The 17,798-nt window shown below is 55.6% G+C and carries 14 protein-coding genes; 8 read left to right on the top strand and 6 right to left on the bottom strand.

Features of this window, described 5'->3' with window-relative positions; genetic code table 11:
• The first annotated feature begins 10 nt into the window (after positions 1–10).
• Entirely contained in the window at positions 11–649 is a 639-nt protein-coding gene (locus ACXM2N_RS11080; RefSeq protein ID WP_458488700.1) for a LuxR C-terminal-related transcriptional regulator, read from the top strand.
• Positions 650–953: 304 nt separating this feature from the next.
• Here ACXM2N_RS11080 and ACXM2N_RS11075 read toward each other — a convergent pair whose 3' ends face one another.
• Positions 954–1,586, bottom strand: a complete 633-nt coding sequence (locus ACXM2N_RS11075; protein ID WP_458488698.1) for a DUF6474 family protein — start codon at positions 1,584–1,586, stop codon at positions 954–956.
• A gap of 94 nt (positions 1,587–1,680) precedes the next feature.
• Between ACXM2N_RS11075 and ACXM2N_RS11070 the strand changes: the two genes are divergently transcribed.
• Complete coding sequence (locus ACXM2N_RS11070) at positions 1,681–3,180, top strand: TM0106 family RecB-like putative nuclease (RefSeq protein ID WP_458488696.1); 1,500 nt, start codon at positions 1,681–1,683, stop codon at positions 3,178–3,180.
• Here the strand turns inward: ACXM2N_RS11070 and ACXM2N_RS11065 are convergent.
• Both ACXM2N_RS11065 and leuA read right to left on the bottom strand, forming a co-directional pair.
• Positions 3,177–4,424, bottom strand: a complete 1,248-nt coding sequence (locus ACXM2N_RS11065) for an MFS transporter (protein ID WP_458488694.1) — start codon at positions 4,422–4,424, stop codon at positions 3,177–3,179. The two genes, ACXM2N_RS11070 and ACXM2N_RS11065, sit on opposite strands and share 4 nt — an antisense overlap.
• Positions 4,425–5,570: 1,146 nt before the next feature.
• Positions 5,571–7,391, bottom strand: a complete 1,821-nt coding sequence (gene leuA / locus ACXM2N_RS11060; protein ID WP_458488692.1) for a 2-isopropylmalate synthase — start codon at positions 7,389–7,391, stop codon at positions 5,571–5,573.
• A 513-nt stretch (positions 7,392–7,904) separates the two neighbouring features.
• Between leuA and ACXM2N_RS11055 the strand changes: the two genes are divergently transcribed.
• From ACXM2N_RS11055 to ACXM2N_RS11040, 4 genes are all read left to right on the top strand, one after another.
• A complete protein-coding gene (locus ACXM2N_RS11055) occupies positions 7,905–9,101 on the top strand; it encodes a hypothetical protein (RefSeq protein WP_458488690.1) in 1,197 nt (398 codons plus the stop codon).
• A gap of 368 nt (positions 9,102–9,469) precedes the next feature.
• Positions 9,470–10,486: a LacI family DNA-binding transcriptional regulator gene (locus ACXM2N_RS11050; protein WP_458488688.1), complete on the top strand. Its 1,017-nt coding sequence runs from the start codon at positions 9,470–9,472 to the stop codon at positions 10,484–10,486.
• Between the two features lie 22 nt (positions 10,487–10,508).
• Complete coding sequence (locus ACXM2N_RS11045) at positions 10,509–11,012, top strand: hypothetical protein (protein ID WP_458488686.1); 504 nt, start codon at positions 10,509–10,511, stop codon at positions 11,010–11,012.
• Positions 11,009–11,935 carry a ribokinase gene (locus ACXM2N_RS11040; protein WP_458488684.1) on the top strand — a complete coding sequence of 309 codons (927 nt, stop codon included), beginning with the start codon at positions 11,009–11,011 and terminating at the stop codon, positions 11,933–11,935. Before ACXM2N_RS11045 ends, ACXM2N_RS11040 begins: the two co-directional genes overlap by 4 nt.
• A 229-nt stretch (positions 11,936–12,164) precedes the next feature.
• On the opposite strand, the gene msrA is transcribed toward ACXM2N_RS11040, so the two are convergent.
• On the bottom strand, positions 12,165–12,827 hold the full coding sequence (gene msrA, locus ACXM2N_RS11035) for a peptide-methionine (S)-S-oxide reductase MsrA (RefSeq protein WP_458488682.1): 663 nt from the start codon (positions 12,825–12,827) through the stop codon (positions 12,165–12,167).
• A 288-nt stretch (positions 12,828–13,115) separates the two neighbouring features.
• Between msrA and ACXM2N_RS11030 the strand changes: the two genes are divergently transcribed.
• The gene (locus ACXM2N_RS11030; protein WP_458488680.1) at positions 13,116–13,718 is read left to right on the top strand and encodes a superoxide dismutase; all 603 of its coding nucleotides are present in this window, start codon (positions 13,116–13,118) and stop codon (positions 13,716–13,718) included.
• 252 nt (positions 13,719–13,970) lie between these two features.
• Here the strand turns inward: ACXM2N_RS11030 and ACXM2N_RS11025 are convergent, their stop codons facing one another.
• Positions 13,971–14,918, bottom strand: coding sequence for an L-lactate dehydrogenase (locus ACXM2N_RS11025; protein ID WP_458488678.1), 948 nt, complete (start codon positions 14,916–14,918; stop codon positions 13,971–13,973).
• 381 nt (positions 14,919–15,299) lie between these two features.
• The gene (locus tag ACXM2N_RS11020; RefSeq protein WP_458488676.1) at positions 15,300–16,163 is read right to left on the bottom strand and encodes a DMT family transporter; all 864 of its coding nucleotides are present in this window, start codon (positions 16,161–16,163) and stop codon (positions 15,300–15,302) included.
• A 330-nt stretch (positions 16,164–16,493) separates the two neighbouring features.
• Between ACXM2N_RS11020 and ACXM2N_RS11015 the strand changes: the two genes are divergently transcribed.
• On the top strand, positions 16,494–17,759 hold the full coding sequence (locus ACXM2N_RS11015) for an aspartate kinase (protein WP_458488674.1): 1,266 nt from the start codon (positions 16,494–16,496) through the stop codon (positions 17,757–17,759).
• Positions 17,760–17,798 lie beyond the last annotated feature (39 nt).

Raw genomic sequence — 17,798 nt, 5'->3', positions numbered from 1 at the left:
GAAACATCTTATGATCCGCGTCCTGCTAGCCGACGACCACGAAATCGTTCGCCTCGGTCTTCGCGCAGTACTCGAAAGCGCCGACGATATCGAGGTAATCGGCGAAGTAGCCACAGCTGAAGCGGCCATAGCTGCCGCACAAGCCGGCGGTATTGACGTCATCCTGATGGATCTTCGCTTCGGTCCTGGTGTGGAAGGCACGAGGCTGGCCACAGGTGCCGATGCCACCGCTGAGATCAAAGCAACCATGGAGAAGCCTCCACACGTGCTGGTGGTTACCAACTATGACACCGATGCCGATATTCTCGGCGCCATCGAAGCCGGCGCACTCGGATACTTACTCAAGGATGCGCCACCTGAGGAGCTCCTCGCCGCTGTGCGCTCCGCCGCCGAAGGCGACTCCACCCTCTCACCGACGGTGGCAAACAGACTCATGACCCGCGTACGCACCCCACGCACCTCCCTCACCCCGCGCGAACTGGAAGTGCTGAAGCTAGTTGCAGGCGGCTCCTCTAACCGTGACATCGGCCGCATTCTCCTTCTGTCAGAAGCAACGGTGAAAAGCCACCTCGTCCATATTTACGACAAACTCGGGGTACGATCGCGCACCTCCGCCGTAGCAGCAGCCCGAGAGCAGGGAGTTCTGTAACGGAGCGCGTGGTGATAGTCCCACAACCGAGATGGTTGTGGGACTTACTGCTGTGTGGAGGCTTTGTGCAGTGACCAGCGTACAAAGGGCACAACGATAAGAGGGCTCCAGTGCTTCAAGCCTTTCTAGACGGTGAAAGTGGCAACACTTGCGCCCCTTTAGACTCATAAGCTCGGGATTCTCGCTCGCTTCTCCACTGATATGCATGTGCAAAAATGCATAACTCCGGCCCTCCCCGAAGGAGAGAACCGGAGTAAGTAACGTTGCGTTACTTATAAGCAACGCGTCAATTCAGGCCAGTCATTTAGCGGGAGATCTTGTCCTGGATCTGCTGTGCCAGGTTGTCCAAATCCTTAGTAATGGAGCGGTGAGCGCCCTGACGCTTCTCAGCGGTCATGCGTTCAGCGTTGTCTACTGCCGTGGAGAGCTCGCCAAGGCGGTCCTCAACGTCCTTGATAAAGCCAGTTGGCAGGGAGGATGCGGTGACGGTCTGGCGCATACCAGAGATGCGGGCCTTGAGAGGTGCGCCGTAGCCGGAGAACTTTGCCAGTTCTTCGCCGGAAACACCGAATGCTCGTGCCTGCTTGGCTGCCTGGGAGTCACGAACCATGGTGATGCCGCGGTAGGCCAGTGGCAAGGCGATGGGCAGGATTGCGCGTAGCGCTCCGGAGTAACGGGCAACGTTTTGGGCGTTGAACTTGCCGGCCTTGATCTGGGCGAGTTCGTTCTTGGCTAGCTTAAGCTCATGCTTGTTCTTGCGCTTCAGGCCCTTTTTCTCTTCCTTCAGCAGTTTCTTTTCCTGCTTGGCTAGGAATTTGTCTGCCTTAAGTTCCATCTTTGCTGCAGACTTTGCTTCCTGGCGTGCGCGAGCCTTGGCGGCCTTGAGTTCTATCTTCTTCTGAGCGCGTGCTTTGCGGAAGGATTTGATAATACCCATAGCTAGTTTTCAGTCCTTTTTGTCTATCAAGAGGTTTTGCTAGATTCCACAGTACCTGTATTTGTAGCCTAGGCTTGTTTTTATTGTGTATGAGATGGAACATTTTGCGCCGGCGGATTTAACCGGTTGCAGATATAAGGCGGTGCAGCGCAGGCGATATGAGTCTGTGCCGTCTACGCATAGTTCCGTGAATCGTCGTGAGCGATTGGCTGCAGCGCGCCGGGTTGTCTTTGATTTGTTCCCCTCGAAGCCTAGTTTGGGTGATCCTAAGTCTTTCTTGCGCATCGATATTCCTGTGGATGATGATGAGCGCTATCTCGCTACCCTTGAGGCCCTGGCTGCGGGGGCAAACATCATTACGGCCGCGGTTTTGGAGTATGAGCATGCTGGCCGCTTGTACTCGATTGAGTTGGACGCATTAGTGCGTAGGGCGGATGGTTCGTATCTGCCGGTGCTGGTGAGTAATCACCGTGTGGCGCGTCCGGCGGCGAATAAGTCGATGAAAGTTATTTCCACTCCTCGTTTGGGCTTGGGTACTTCTTACCGGGCGAATTACAAGGTGAAGTCGCATGCGCTGGACAGTTTTACGGTGGCTCTTGCTGCGCGGGCGCTGGAGGAGATGGGCGTAGGTTCACATCGTGCAGGGTTGATCGGCCAGGATCGCACGTTGGTATTTCTGCTGGATACGGATTTGTTGCAACAAGGTCTCCAGCAGGCGTTAGATGCTGCGCCGCAGGTGGAGCCCCGTCGCATCAAGGATTGCGCGAGCTGTCGTTTCTGGCCTATGTGTGAACGCGAGCTTGTGGCTACTGATGAGCTCTCCCTGTTCCTGGCTGGGGACAAGGCTCGGCCCTACCGTGAGATGGGGATCAACACTGTTCAGGGGCTTATCGACGCCGACCTAGGCGAACCGTCACGGCTTGCTCGCGCGTGGCGCGAGCAGGTGCCGGTGCTGCGTCGGAAAGAGAACGTTTCAGCGCCCCGTTTTGACGTGGAGATTGACATTGACGTCGAGGCCTACCTAGACCAAGGCGCGTACCTGTGGGGCACTTTCGACGGCGCGGAGTACCGTCCCTTTGTTACGTGGGACGGCGTAGGCGGCCAAGGTGAAGCAGAAAACTTTGCGGCTTTCTGGCGTTGGCTGAGTGCGCGGCGCGAGCGTGCAGCTGCGGAGGGCAAGAGTCTGGGTGTGTTTTGTTACTCCTCCCACGGCGAAAATCACTGGTTGCGCTTTAGTGCGCGCAGGTTTGCCTCGCTGGGAATTCCTGGGTTGCCGTCTGAGGAAGAGATCACCCGGTTCATTCAATCCGACCACTGGATTGACGTGTTTGCTTACGTGCGGACACAACTGGTGGGGCCTTCCGGATTGGGCCTGAAGGTGGTGGCGCCGCAAGCGGGATTCCATTGGGTAGCTGACGATGTGGACGGTGAGGAATCCGTGAACCTTTACCGCGTGGCCACCGGGAAGGTTGATGGGGCGGATCCTGAAGCAGCCCGCTCCACACTGTTGAGCTACAACGGTGATGACTGCCGAGCCACGGCCGCTGTGCGTGATTGGCTCAGCCGCGGGGCGCTGGACGCGCCTGTCCTTTAGCCGCGGGTTACGCCTAGCAGGCGGGCCTTGAAGCGGTCGGAAAGAATCAGCGTCAGTATGAGCAGTCCTAGGGACCACACCACCAACCACGTGATGAGCCATGCCCAGCCTAAATGGCTGAACACGTAACCGGATAGCCAGCCCATGACGGAAGATCCCACGTAGTAGCACAAAAGGTACATGCTGGAGGCCTCGGAGCGGTTTTCGCCGGCCGCTGAACCGACCCAGCTGGAAGCAAGAGAATGGGTGAGGAAGAAAGCGGCGGTAAAAGCTAGGGTGCCCAGAACCATGAGCCACAGCCACGGGCTCCAGCACAGTGCTATGCCCACAACTGTCAGTGCCGCCGAGATGACGAGCACACGCTGACCACCCCACCTAGTACTCCACGCACCTGCGCGGGCCGCGGACCACGTACCCGAAAGGTAGAGCAGGAACAGAACGCCTGTGAGGGCAGGAGAAAGACCAAAGGTCTCCGTCATGCGGAAGCCAATGTAGTTGTAGAAAGAAACGAACACGCCCATGTTCACAAAGGCCACGATAAAAAGCTTGGCCATGGTGGGGTTGCGCCAGTGCTCGACCATGGCGCGTGTTTCTCGACGGAAGTTAATAGGGTGCGGAGAAAAGCGACGCTGCTTGGGCAACGCGACGATCAAAAACACCACGAGCGCTACTCCGACTACGGAGTTGATGCCCAGCGCCCAGCGCCAGTCACCTATGAAGTCAAGGCCCAAAGCCGGCACTAGGCGACCGAGGATGCCACCGAGAGCGTTACCGGCGATGTAGAGCCCCATGGCGTGTGTGATGTCGCGCCGGTCAATTTCCTCATTGATCCAGGTCATGGCAACTGCGGGCACGCCGGCCAAGGCGATGCCCTGCAGGGCGCGGAGTAGGATGAGCACCCAAATATTAGGGGCGAAAGGCAAGGCGAGAGCAAGCAGGCTAGCTGCTAGTGCGGATCCGGCAAGCATGCGCCCGCGGCCAAGCTTTTCCGAAAGCACGGATGCGGGGACCACACAGAAGGCTAACAGGCCGGTGACCGCTGAGATGGTGAGCGCGGACGTGGTGGGGTCTTCGCCGAAGGAATCTGATAGCGCTGGCAGAATGGCCTGCGTCGAGTACAAGGTAGAGAATGTGGCGAGACCGGCCGCTAGCATCGCTAAGGAAGCACGAATGTAGCCTGATTCACCGCGACGGATGCCGTCGTGTTCTTGGGTGTCTTCTTGCTCGATTTCTCTGTTTCCCATGATGCATTCCAACATACTCGCTAGCATTTGAGCGTGAAAGACCCCTGAGGTTTCACTCTTTAGTGAAACCTCAGGGGCATGGGGTTGAGCTAAACGGCGCCTCACTTCCGTCCAGCTCATCTACTCAGTCAGGGATCAGCGGATAATCGCGATCAACCGTGGAACCGAGTAGCCTCCTCCCGATCCTAGAACCGGGAAGTCTCTGATCTCCGTGAGGGGAGAAAACTGAAGGTATCCAATCATTATTAAATTGTCCGTCGCTGCGTGCGAACAACAACAGTTTGTCCCACTTCTGTGGGGAGCGCAAGTCAGTATTTAAAGGTTTTGCCTCATCGGCCTTAGTGTTTGGTGGTAATCATCTGATTTGGGCAGGTAGTACTACGTAAAAAGTTTGATGTGATGTGCCATACACCATTTCTTGGTCGCCTATCGGGGTTGGGAAAGTAATAAAATGTACCCCCGTTTTTCTGTTTGGATGCGGGATCCGATCTCTTAATGTAAGAAACGGCGGCGGTCTTGGCGGAAGCCCGGAAGAAGCGACGGGCTCCGATTGCAGACTGTTCTGAGCTCCTGGCGACAAGGAGAAAAATGCTTGCGCGCGATGAAAATAATTGCCCTAAGGTGCGAGGAATCAAAATAAGAAATCTTTTCTTCCTTTAAAAACTTAAGCCGTGGCTGGGGTGGGTGGCCCTAAGGGACGGTGATTTCCGGTGAGTTTTCCTAAAAACTTAGCCTTACAGTAGAGGCTGGGTGAGGGATAAGGGCCTGCCCCACAGGCCGGTCTTACGGCAAGCCGGTTTCAGCAGAATATGTGAGCAGTGGAATTTATTAACTGCTGTGGTTCGCGTAGCTAGGTGTACCTAGTGCGGCTAACCAGCCCGGTGAGGCGCGCGGGGTTGTTGTAAGGCGAAAGCCCACAAATCTTATGTGTGCCAATGGCGCACATCCCACCGCCGCACATTCAAGTGCTCAGTAGGAGTGTGTAGTGGCGGTGCTTAGTGGGGTGCGAAGTGTAGCTGAGTGGCGTTGTGCCAAGGCTACCTGGGTTGCGCGACCTATGTGATACGGGAAACCCCCTTGCCGGAGGGTAGGTGGCAAGGGGGTGAAACGTGGTGAGCGTGAAAGCGGCTATATTATCCGCAAGCTCTATGCCTTCAGTCCGCGGTTGACTGCGGAGGTGATGGCCTTCAGGGAGGCGTAGGTAATGGAGCTTGCAATGCCAACGCCCCAGACCTTAGAGCCGTTTACATCAGCGTAGACGTAGGCAGCCGCCTCAGCGTCATCGCCTGCGGTACGTGCATGCTGGCTGTACTCCTGGACTTCAACGTCAATGCCCAGCTGCTCGAGAGCATTAGCGTACGCAGCCACTGGTCCGTTTCCGCGGCCTTCAATGGTCTTGGTTTCACCGTTGTACTCAACCTGTGCAGTGAGTCCAACGATTTCGTTCTCGCTGGTTGCACCATCCACGCGGATGGAGATTTGCTCCAGAGGAGAATCTGAATCCAGGTACTCCTTGGCAAAGATATCCCACATGTTCTTGGAGTTGACCTCGCCACCTTCGGAGTCAGTGACTTGCTGTACAACGCCGGAGAACTCGACCTGCATTGGGCGTGGCAGGGCCATGCCGTGATCAGTGCGCATGATGTAGGCAACGCCGCCCTTGCCGGACTGGGAGTTCACGCGGATCACTGCCTCGTAGTTGCGTCCCACATCCTTCGGGTCGATTGGCAGGTAAGGAACCTCCCAGATCTCCTCCCGCAGCTCTTCCCATGCAACTTGGGTGTGGTCTGCGCCCTCGCGGATGCGGGATGCAAGTGCGTCCAATCCCTTGTTAACGGCATCCTGGTGGGAACCCGAGAAAGCGGTGAAGACCAAATCGCCGCCGTATGGGTGGCGCTCTGGGACGCGCAGTTGGTTGCAGTACTCAACTGTGCGACGAATCTGGGCGATATCTGAGAAATCGATCTGCGGGTCAACGCCCTGAGTCATCATGTTCAGGCCCAAGGTGACCAGGCAGACGTTACCGGTGCGCTCGCCGTTGCCGAACAGGCAGCCCTCGATTCGGTCCGCGCCAGCTAGGTAGCCCAGCTCAGCGGCGGCGACGCCGGTGCCGCGGTCATTGTGTGGGTGCAGGGACAGGATGATGGAATCACGACGGTTCAGGTTGCGATGCATCCACTCGATCGAGTCAGCGTAGACATTAGGGGTAATCATCTCAACCGTGGAAGGCAGGTTCAGGATGATTGGGTTATCAGGGGTTGGGTCCATGACCTCAACGACTGCGTCGCAGACCTCCTTGGCGTACTCCAGCTCGGTGCCGGTGTAGGACTCAGGGGAGTACTCCCAGCGCCAGTTGGTGTCTGGGTAATCAGCGGCAATGGTCTTGATCAGTTCTGCCGCGTCGGTAGCCAGCTTCTTAATGGCGTCCTTATCCTTACGGAACACGACCTTGCGCTGCAGGATAGAGGTGGAGTTGTAGAAGTGGACAATCACATTCTTTGCGCCCGCACATGCCTCGAAGGTGCGGCGGATCAGGTGCTCGCGCGCCTGTACTAGGACCTGAATGGTGACATCATCAGGGATCATGTCCTGCTCAATGATCTCGCGGACGAAATCAAAGTCAGTCTGAGAAGCGGACGGGAAGCCTACCTCAATTTCCTTATAACCCATCTTGACCAGCAGCTGGAACATGCGGCGCTTGCGCTCTGGGCTCATTGGGTCAATCAGAGCTTGGTTGCCGTCGCGCAGATCTACCGCACACCACTGTGGTGCCTGGGTGATGGTCTTGGAAGGCCATGTGCGATCAGGAAGATCGATCTTTTCTACTTCCTTTTCAAATGGCAGGTAGCGTCCAACGGGCATCGAAGAATTCTGCTGCTTATTCCATGCAGCTTGGTTAGCTGAGCGCCCGCCTGCAGGGGTAACGATATCTGCAGGGGCGGTAATGAATGCATCAGATGGGGTCATGGGAGGAATGTCCTTTTACTTGTATATAGAGCGTTTGCGTTTACGGCCAGCAACACAAAACTCCGCGACGGGGTGCCAGCCGTAAGAAACGGTCTGTAACAAGTCTTTAAGACCCGCCGCGGCACAGAAGGAGTAGTCCGCCAGAGGCTGCGCTTGATGCGTTAGCCGGGCGAACGTGAAAGCCACGTTGCATGGGTCACATCGTACACCCTGGTTTGACTTAACGCACCACCATTTGCCCTTTTCCCACGTCAAGCAAGCTAACGCCCTCCATATAGGGGTGTAAAAATGGGATAAATTCTCGGTTTAGTCTCACTGCGTGGGATGAAGGGGCTGTTGTGGCGCGGGCATGTGGCTAACGGGGTCCGCGCGGATGCTGCCGGATTGTAAAGAAGTGGCGGGACTACGGTGAAGCTTACGAAGGTGGCGCCATGGTTAGGGCTAGGCAAAGCCCTCCTTATATTCTTGTGGCAGTGCCAAACCCAAGGAAACCCTCAAGGAGACGACGCAGCCGTGAATGTGCAGACGAAGCAGCTTCAGCAGCTAGAACCCAATGCGGCGATCTGGCGGGCACGTTTCCTTACCTTGCCCAACTGGCACCCCAAGCGTCTTGGACTGGCCGACTGGCTCATTGCGCTCATCCTGGTAGCGATCACTGCGGTTGTGCGCTTCTTTGTTCTTTCTTGGATGGCCGGTGGTTCAGAAAGCGCGCGGGAGAACCTTGCTAAGTGGGATGCTGATATTTACCGTGCAATCGCTGAATTTGGGTACTTTTCCCCAGATGGTCAGGCGCCTGCGGACCCAGGTAGCTATGAGATTAGGCTAGCTTTTTTCCCTGGCCTTCCTGCCTTGATGCGGGCCGTGCACGAGATTACTGGTGTGGACTACTTCTACTCTGGTGTGGCCGTGGCTGTGTTGGCTAGTTACTTCATGGCCACTGGTTTCATGGCATTGGCTGGCCTGGTAGGGGCTGGCTTGCGGGCGCGGACCCTAGCTGCGGTGGTGGTGCTGGGGGCACCAATGTCCATCACGTTCATGATGCCCTACTCGGAGTCCCTTTTTATGGCCCTGAGCTTCTGGGCGCTGTACTTCATGGTGACCAGTCGCTGGTTGTTGGCCGCCATGCTGGTTTTCCTCGCGGGTTTTGTCCGGCTCACGGCGGTTGATCTATGGCTGACGTTGGGCATAGTGATTGCTCTGTACTCTGTCCGCAACGTGAAAGCGTGGGCTGCGTGGGCAGTGAGTGTTATCCCGCTGGTTGGTTACATCATGTACGCATCCAGCTTTACCAGCGATATCGGTGGTTATTTTGGAATGCAGACCAAGGGGTGGAACTCCACTTTTGACTTTGGTCAGGCCACCGTGGAGTGGGTTCTGGGGCAGCTGCAGGGTTCCGGAAACGCTGGTTACATGATCACCATTGCGGTCATGTTGGCAGTTATCGTCGCCGTTGTCTTGAGTTTTCGAAAGCTCCCGTGGGCGGTGTGGATTTTCGCTGCCGGGGTGGCTGCGAATGTATTGCTTTCCGACGGCATCATGCATTCTCGTCCCCGCTTGCTCTTGCCGTGTCTGGTGGTCCTCCTGCCGGCCGTAGTGGCGCTCACGCGCCACCTACCGCGCAGCGCGCTAGTCCTGTGCGCTGGCGTGTGGCTGTTAGTGGGTGCGTGGTTCTCGGCCCACATGCTGGTGATTTTCGAGTGGGCTATTTAGTGCTGTCTCTCTACAGAGCCTTACCCCATCAAAATGGGGTAAGGCTCTGTAGGTTCATAACGTCCGATCTTCTTGGGGTGGTGCACATCTGGGGGTGAGGAGATCAGATGTCATGGTTTTTTCATTCACATGTTTTACATAAGGTGCGGCAGGTTGATTTTTAGATTGTGGGGATATATTCCCAGCTCAGTGCTCTTTGCTTGAGAAAAACCAAGTAGCCAGTAATCGTTATTCGAGCCTTGACTCACAACAGCTGGTCATTTGTGATGTGAGTTACTTGACAGCTGTTTTTGGTGTAGATAAATTCGGGATAAAAGAAAGGCGCAAACGTTTGCATTTGAACTGTTTTTAAGCAAGGGAGTCCCAACATGGCTAGGTCTTTACAGGCAACTTTGAAAGACGTGGCACGCCTAGCCAAAGTTTCAACGTCCACCGCCTCGCGGGCTCTTTCCAATAACCCAGCCATTTCTGAAGCCACCCGTGAAAAGGTCAAGGAGTGCGCCAAGCAGCTTAATTATCAGCCGAATGAACAGGCGCGTGCGCTACGCCAATCGCGGACCAATATCATTGGTCTCATTGTTCCGAGCCTGATCAACCCGTACTTTGCGGAGATGGGCACTGTCATCCAAGGCCGTGCGGCGCAGCTTGGAATGACCACTCTCATCGCCAACACCAACGAAAAGCTCGACGAGCTACGCGCCTCCATGGAGATGATGATCTCCCAGCGAGTTGATGGCCTGATTGTCGTGCCAAGCGAGGGTATTGATGATCTGATTGAGCGTGCCAGGGACACAGGCGTACCCATTGTCATGCTCGACCGTGCAATTGCCACGGAGGGTGTTACCTCCATTACCTCTGATGCGTCGGTCGGCATCACTCAAGCCGTCGAACACCTCAAAGAACAGAGGCACCTTCCTATTGGATACTTGGCGGGGCCTGACACTACATCCACTGGGCGTGAGCGCAAGGAAGCATTCAAGCAGGCCTGCAAGGACGCCGGCTTAACAGCGGAGCACATCTACCACTGCAAGGACTACCTAGTAGAGGAAGGCCGCGCCGGAACCAAAGAGTTGCTGAGCAAGGGCGTGAAGGCGCTTATTGCCGGTGATTCCATGATGACTATTGGCGTTCTTGAGCAGTGCCGTGACGAAAACGTCGAGATAGGCAAGGAGGTCGCGGTGGTGGGCTTTGACAATTATCCACTGTTCGAGCTGCAGCCTAAGCCGATCACCATCATTGATCAGAACGTGGCCGATATGTCTGTCCAAGCTATGGATATTCTTTACTCCCTCATTGAGGCAATCCGTAAGAAAGAACAACTGCCTAAGCCGCAGTCCCTGAAAACCGGCACGAACCTTGTTGTCCGACAGTCCACACAGTTTTAACTACTAAAAAGCGAAAACCACCATGAACACTAAAGACGCGCTGCATTCGGGGGATCCAATCCTCAAACTGCGAAATATAAGCACGTCTTTTGGTCCGGTAAACGTGATCAAAGACGTTTCCGTGGGCGTGTACCCAGGCCAAGTTCAAGGTTTGCCAGTCTGGTGGATACAACCCTCGGACTCTGTTCGCTCCGAAGGGCTGAACTTTTCGACTATCCTCCTACCGGCTGTCTCTCACGCTCAGACAATTTTTGCTGAGCACAAGGGGATGGTTCTTGATGTCTTTCAGGCGTGGGGCGATAAGGCCAAGAAGGACGTTGTAGCCGTAGATTTTGGTGTAACCGAGCGTGCGAGCGCAGATATGGAACACGGCCATCTGGTTGCTACCATTGCTCAACAGCCAAGAGAGCTCGGGGCTAAGGCAGTTGAGGAAGCAGCGAAGCTTCTTAGCGGTGAGTCAGCTGAGTCTGAGGTAGCTGTTGAAGTTGTAACCGTAACCAAGGAAAACGTGGGTGAATTTAAGTGAGTAACAAGCCAGCCATCACGGTAGTCGGCTCCATCAATGCTGATCTGACCAGCCATGTTCAGCGCCATCCAATCCCCGGGGAGACGCTCATCGGCTCCGGCGGAGGCATCACCGCGGGTGGCAAGGGCGCTAACCAAGCAGTAGCGGCGGCACTGCTAGGTGCGAACGTGAACATGATTGGCGCTGTGGGTAAGGACCCTTACGCTGAGCCTGCCACCGCGATGCTGCAAAGCAGCGGCGTGAACATGGCCGGTGTTGAGGAAGTTGACGCCGTGACCGGTCTGGCTATTATCACTGTGTCCGCTGATGGCGAGAACACCATTATCGTTATTCCAGGTGCGAACTCATGCGTGGATGAGTCATATGTAGCCAAGTATGAAGAAACCATCGCAGGCAGCGATATCGTTCTCCTGCAAGGTGAGATTCCTGCCGACGGCTTTGCTAAGGCTGTGGAACTTGCCAAAGCTCACGGTACCCGCGTGGTTACCAATTTGGCGCCAGTTATTGATGTCAACCGTGAAGCGCTACTGACCGCCGACCCACTCATGGCTAACGAACACGAAGCCGGTCTCATTCTCGACCAATTGGGCATCATCCATGACAAGGATGCTGCCCCAGAGATGCTCGTTGAGCAGCTCTTGGGTGCTGGTTTCAACTCCGTGGTTTTGACTTTGGGATCAAAGGGCGCGGTTGTCGCTGAAGCTGACGCCGTGACCGCCATCCCGACGCCAAAGATTACGGCCGTTGACACTACTGGTGCCGGTGATGCGTTCGCCGGTGCGTTCGTCGCGAAGCTTGCTGACGGCGCTACCCTGGTCGATGCTGCACACTTTGCCGCTCGGGTTGGTGCCTTTGCGGCTACCGGTTACGGAGCCCAAGCATCGTACCCAAACTTAGATTGTGAACTTCCCTGCGTGGAATAAAGACAAGAGTTACTACTCTGAGGAAATAGTCGGCATCTACGCCACCATCGTTTCCCCGACTGCACGGTAGTGCTGATGTTGAGCGGGGCAAACTGAAACACTTTATACGCCACCGCCCCAGCGTTCGCGAGAGTTCGTCGCGCCGGGGAGGTGGCGTTATTTTGTGGTTGTACGTCCCAGTGTCCGAAGAAGGTTGACAGGGTGCGCAGGATTGATAAGCAGCTATCTTCTAGCTCGGCATCTGGCAGGCAACGCCGGTGGAGTGGTGCGGGCAGTAGCCGCTTGGATTCTTAAACAAGTACTGCTGGTGCTCGTCCTCCGCTAAGTAGTATTCTCCCGCCGGAGTATCAGCAAGGACTGCTACTTCAGTAGTGATTCCGGAGTAACCAGCCGCGCGCAGCTGTGGCTCGTAGGCCGCCACGATCTCGCGGGCACGCTTGGCCTCATCCTCTGTAGAGGTGTAGATAGCGGAGCGGTACTGGGTGCCTACATCGTTACCCTGGCGGAATCCCTGCGTAGGGTCGTGTGCCTCGAGAGCCTTAATCACCAAGTCATCGAAGCTCACCTCAGCAGGATCGTAAACGACTTCCACGATCTCTGCATGGTTAGTGCGACCCGAGCACACCTCGCGATACGTTGGGTTAGGTGTGATGCCGCCAGCAAAGCCCACCGACGTCGATTTCACGCCTTCAGTCTCCCAGAACATCTTTTCCGCACCCCAGAAACAACCGATTCCAACCCACAACACGGCCTGGCCATCTTCCCACGGCCCGGTAATTGGCGTTCCTAGCACCGCATGTGGCTGCGGAGAGTCTAGTACTGGGTGCTTGCCACCCTTAAGAGCATCCTCAGCAGAAACTAACTCAGGTGTACGGCCAAAAATCCAACCCATAATGTCCTCCTCAAACTAGGTGTGGTCACCCACCGTACCCTTACCGGCAAGGACGCGTCGCTAATGATCGCTGAGGGCTTCAAACGAGCTAGCTTTTCGACGCTGAAAACTCACGAGAGCAGCTAATGAATGTTTTGTAATTGGTGGGTTTACGCAGTAGAAGCCCTACTTCTGAAACATTATCGTTGCGAAACTCGCAAACTTGCCTATCATGGTGTGCGTAGCGCTTGTCACACTGTTGGCAATACGCGCAGACAAAGAATAAACAACCGAAAGGACTTATCCCCAATGGCTAAGTACGAACTTCCAGAACTTGATTACGCTTACGACGCTCTAGAGCCACACATTGCGGCTGAGATTATGGAGCTGCACCACTCCAAGCACCACGCTAACTACGTCAACGGCGCAAACGCTGCTCTGGAGAAGCTCGCTGCGGCTCGCGAGAACGGTGAGATCGCAAGCGTTGTTACCGCTCTGTCCAAGGATCTGGCATTCAACCTGGGTGGCCACACCAACCACTCCATTTTCTGGAAGAACCTGTCCCCTAACGGTGGCGGCGAGCCAACCGGTGAGCTGGCAGAGGCAATCTCCGCTGAGTTCGGCTCCTTCGAGAACTTCAAGAAGCACTTCTCCGCTGCAGCTCTCGGCCTGCAGGGCTCCGGTTGGGCTGTTCTTGGCTACGACCACATCGGTGAGCGCCTCGTTATCGAGCAGCTGACCGATCAGCAGGGCAACATCTCCGTTAACTTCACCCCACTGCTGATGCTGGATATGTGGGAGCACGCTTTCTACCTGCAGTACAAGAACGTTAAGGCTGACTACGTTGAGGCTGTTTGGAACGTCTTCAACTGGGACGACGTAGCAGAGCGCTACGCAGCAGCTAAGGCTTAATAACTAAGCCCCTCAAAGATTTAGAAAGGTCCACCGCTTCAATGCGGTGGACCTTTTTCTGCGTTCTACCTGTCGCGAGATCTCTTTCCCGTTAACGGAGTCATCGTCTAGGGCGCATGCTCGCCCTTCGGAATGCTCAATACTCACTCCGTGACTTGCTCGAGTTGCCCTGAAGAAGTAGGCGCAAACTAGTGGGGAGCGTGTGCGGATCACGCATGTGCAGGAAGGTGCAGTCTTTTAAGGAACGTTGCGTTACTTAAAGAACTCAGCCTGTACTTTCTTCAAAGTTTCTGCAGAGTGATTGAAGCGTTCTTGTTCGTGGTCGGTGAGTTCTAGTTCGACTACGCGCCCAACACCGGTGCGGTTGATGATGGCTGGTGTGCCGATATAGATGTCTTCGTGGCCGTACTGGCCTTCAAGGAGGGCAGAAACAGGGAGCGCAACATCTTGGTTATGCATGATTGCGCGCGTGATGCGGGCTAGCCCCATGCCAATGCCGTAAGAGGTGGATCCTTTCGCGTCAATGATCTTGTAGGCGGCGTCGCGGGTTTGTTCAAAGATTTCTTCCAGCTCTTCGTTGAGGCCAGGAGTTTGCTCTAGTTTTTTGCGCATGGATACGCCTGCGATCGTTGCCGACGAAAGTACAGGCAGTTCGGTGTCGCCGTGCTCTCCGATGATGTAGGCGTGGATGGAGGTTGGCGCTACTTCGTAGCGCTGGGAAAGCATGTAGCGGAAACGAGCGGAGTCCAAGATCGTGCCAGAACCCAAAACCTGATTCTTTGGTAGGCCTGAGAACTTCCATACCGCGTAGGTGAGAACATCAACAGGATTCGAGGCAACAAGAATGATGCCGTCGAAACCGGAGGCCATGATGTCATTGGTGATGGACTTCATAATCTTCATGTTCTTATCCACAAGCTGCAGGCGGGTCTCGCCGGGCTTTTGGGCGGCACCGGCGCAAATGACCACCATCGCCGCATCCGCGCAGTCCTGGTACGTGCCTTTGGAAACGCGGGTGTTGGAGGCCGCCCAGACTGTGCCGTGGTTCAGGTCCATCACGTTTCCCTCAAGCTTTTTCTCATCAATATCGATGATGGCGAGGTGATCCACAGTGCCCTGGTTGACGAGCGCGTAGGCATATGCGACTCCTACGTCGCCTGCGCCGATGAGGACTACTTTGTTGCCGACAATTTGCTTCATGGTTTCACCTTGTCTTTGGTTGCTCGCTTGTGGCTTGCTTGAACTTGGAAAAATCGGCAGTTCTTAACGTAAAAACTTCCGTTCCACTGCATATTTATACACTCTTTTGCCCGAATATGCCCGTTTGTGTTTGCTTTGGTGGTTTTCTTTGCGGCTCAGGTGCGGCAAAGAACGCCTTGTTGTGGGCGGGCATCGGATCTCTGCGATATTTAGGTGGTGCAGCTGAACTTCATTGGCTCATTCCAGAAACGAGCTAGGTGAGGACTTATTGAGGCGTCTGTTCGTCATGCAGATGCTCACTAGCGCGTTTCTATGGGGCTCTGTGATCCGCAGTCACTGATGTTTCGTGGATCTCGCTGAAAAGGGATGCGTATGTGCGCGTTAGCCGACGCGGCGGGAGGACAGTGCGAAGGTTGAGATCACCATGACTATGAGGGCCAGTGCCATGAAGGACCAGTTCCAGCCGTGGACCTGAAACTTTTCACCCAATACGACGTAGCCTAAGCAGAAGGCGACGATGGGTTCTACAACGGTCATGGCAGGGAGGGAGTTCTTGAGGGCTCCTGCCTGGAAGGCGTACTGCTGGATAACGGTGCCAATGATGGCGCCCGCAAGTAGGGAGTAGCCCTGCCAAGCGGTGAGTAGGGAAAGAAAGCCCTCATGCGTGATCACGTCCGCAAATGCCTTGGAAAGGATGGCTACGTATCCATAGAGGCCGCCCGTGAGAATTCCCAGCAGGAGTGCTCGCTTGTTGGTGTGTTGCATAAAGAAATGCATGCGTGCGATGAACCAGATGGCCACCAGCGCAACGGTGCCTACGCCTAGGGCGGGCAGCCATTTATTGAGAGGCGGTTGAGGTGTTCCCGCGGACGGCTGTCCCATGACCACGAGAACTCCCACGGCGACGGTGAGCAGAATTGCCCAGAAAAGCTCGTCTTTGGCCATGCGTCGTTTGTCGTACCATGCGGACAGTGGCAGCGTGAACATGAGGGAGAGTACGAGGATTGGCTGGACCACCAAGAGTGTTCCGAATCCGAGTGCCACGATTTGCAGTGCGTAGCCGATCAGTGCGGTAGAAGTGCCAATCCACCACGTGGGATTGCGCACAGCAACAGCAATGGGGGAGTCTTTGACGCTGCCTGTGGGGTCGCTCTTGGCTGCGATGCGGTGGCGGACCACCGTGCCCCAGGCGATGGTGAGTGCTGAAGCCAGTGCAAAGATCACGGCAAGGAAGTCAGACTGCATTGCTTCTTAGTCTATCGTTTGATGGCCGTGGTGAGATGCAGGGACATTTCCCGGAGGGGAAATGTCGCTGTGAAACGTAGCCGGAGTACGGCTGTGGCTGGGGTGTGGTGCCGTGTGGGTTCGGTCGTGGGTGCGTTGGCAGTAGGCAGCACGTCTCATAATATGGATTCGCCTATCTTAACCTGTGAGATTCTGCATATTATTGCATTTTAGGTTTATAAGGCATGGGGCGGTTGCTAAGCTAAGTGGCGGAAAACTAGCAGCAACGGCGCTTGCGATCTTCGTGGCAGGTCACAAAGGGTAAGTGCCATATTCGAAAGGGTGACGCCCGTGGCACTTGTAGTGCAGAAATATGGAGGTTCCTCGCTGGAAAGCGCGGAACGAATCCGCCGCGTAGCTGAACGGATCGTCGCCACTAAGAAGGCTGGCAATGATGTTGTAGTCGTTTGCTCAGCAATGGGTGATACCACAGACGAGCTGCTGGACCTCGCAGCCCAGGTGAACCCAGTTCCGCCAGCGCGAGAGATGGACATGCTCCTAACCGCTGGTGAGCGTATCTCTAACGCACTGGTGGCAATGGCGATCGAGTCCTTCGGTGCTGAGGCTCAGTCCTTCACTGGTTCCCAGGCAGGCGTTATCACGACAGAACGCCACGGCAACGCCCGTATTCTTGAAGTCACCCCACAGCGCGTCCGCGACGCGCTGGATGAAGGCAAGATTTGCATCGTCGCTGGTTTCCAAGGTGTAAACCGCGAATCTAAGGACGTCACCACCCTCGGTCGCGGTGGCTCAGATACCACCGCAGTTGCACTCGCTGCAGCGTTGAACGCTGACGTGTGTGAGATCTACTCCGATGTGGACGGAGTCTACACAGCGGACCCACGCATTGTGCCGAATGCACAAAAGCTGGAGAAGCTCTCCTTTGAAGAGATGCTGGAGTTGGCAGCTGTTGGCTCCAAAATTCTTGTTCTGCGCAGCGTCGAGTACGCCCGCGCATTCGGCGTGCCGCTGCGCGTCCGTTCATCGTACAGTCATGACCAAGGCACCCTCGTTGCCGGTTCTATGGAGGATATTCCTGTGGAAGAAGCAGTACTTACCGGTGTAGCTACCGACAAGTCCGAAGCAAAGATCACCGTTCTGGGAATCCCAGACAGCCCAGGTGCCGCAGCGGACGTATTCCGCGTCATTGCTGACGCCGAGATCAACATTGACATGGTGATCCAGAACATTTCCTCCCTCGAGGACAACCGCACTGACATCACCTTCACCTGCCCACGTGCAGACGGCCCACGGGCCATGGAGCTGCTAAAGCCTTTGAAGAATCAGGGCAACTGGGAAAACGTGCTCTACGACGATCAGATCGGCAAGGTCTCCCTCGTTGGTGCAGGCATGAAGTCCCACCCTGGTGTGACTGCTGTATTTTGTGAGGCACTGCGCGACAAGGGCATCAACATCGAGCTGATTTCCACCTCCGAGATTCGCATCTCGGTCCTCATCCGCGAATCCGACCTGGACGAAGCTGCGCGCGCAATCCACGAGGCATTCGATCTTGGTGGCGAAACGGAAGCTGTAGTTTACGCAGGTACCGGACGTTAATCGTACTGCCCACAACATCCCGCCGGAAAGTAAAAGGAA

The sequence above is a fragment of the Corynebacterium sp. ZY180755 genome (assembly GCF_054331495.1).
This window is presented reverse-complemented; position numbering and strand designations above follow the sequence as displayed.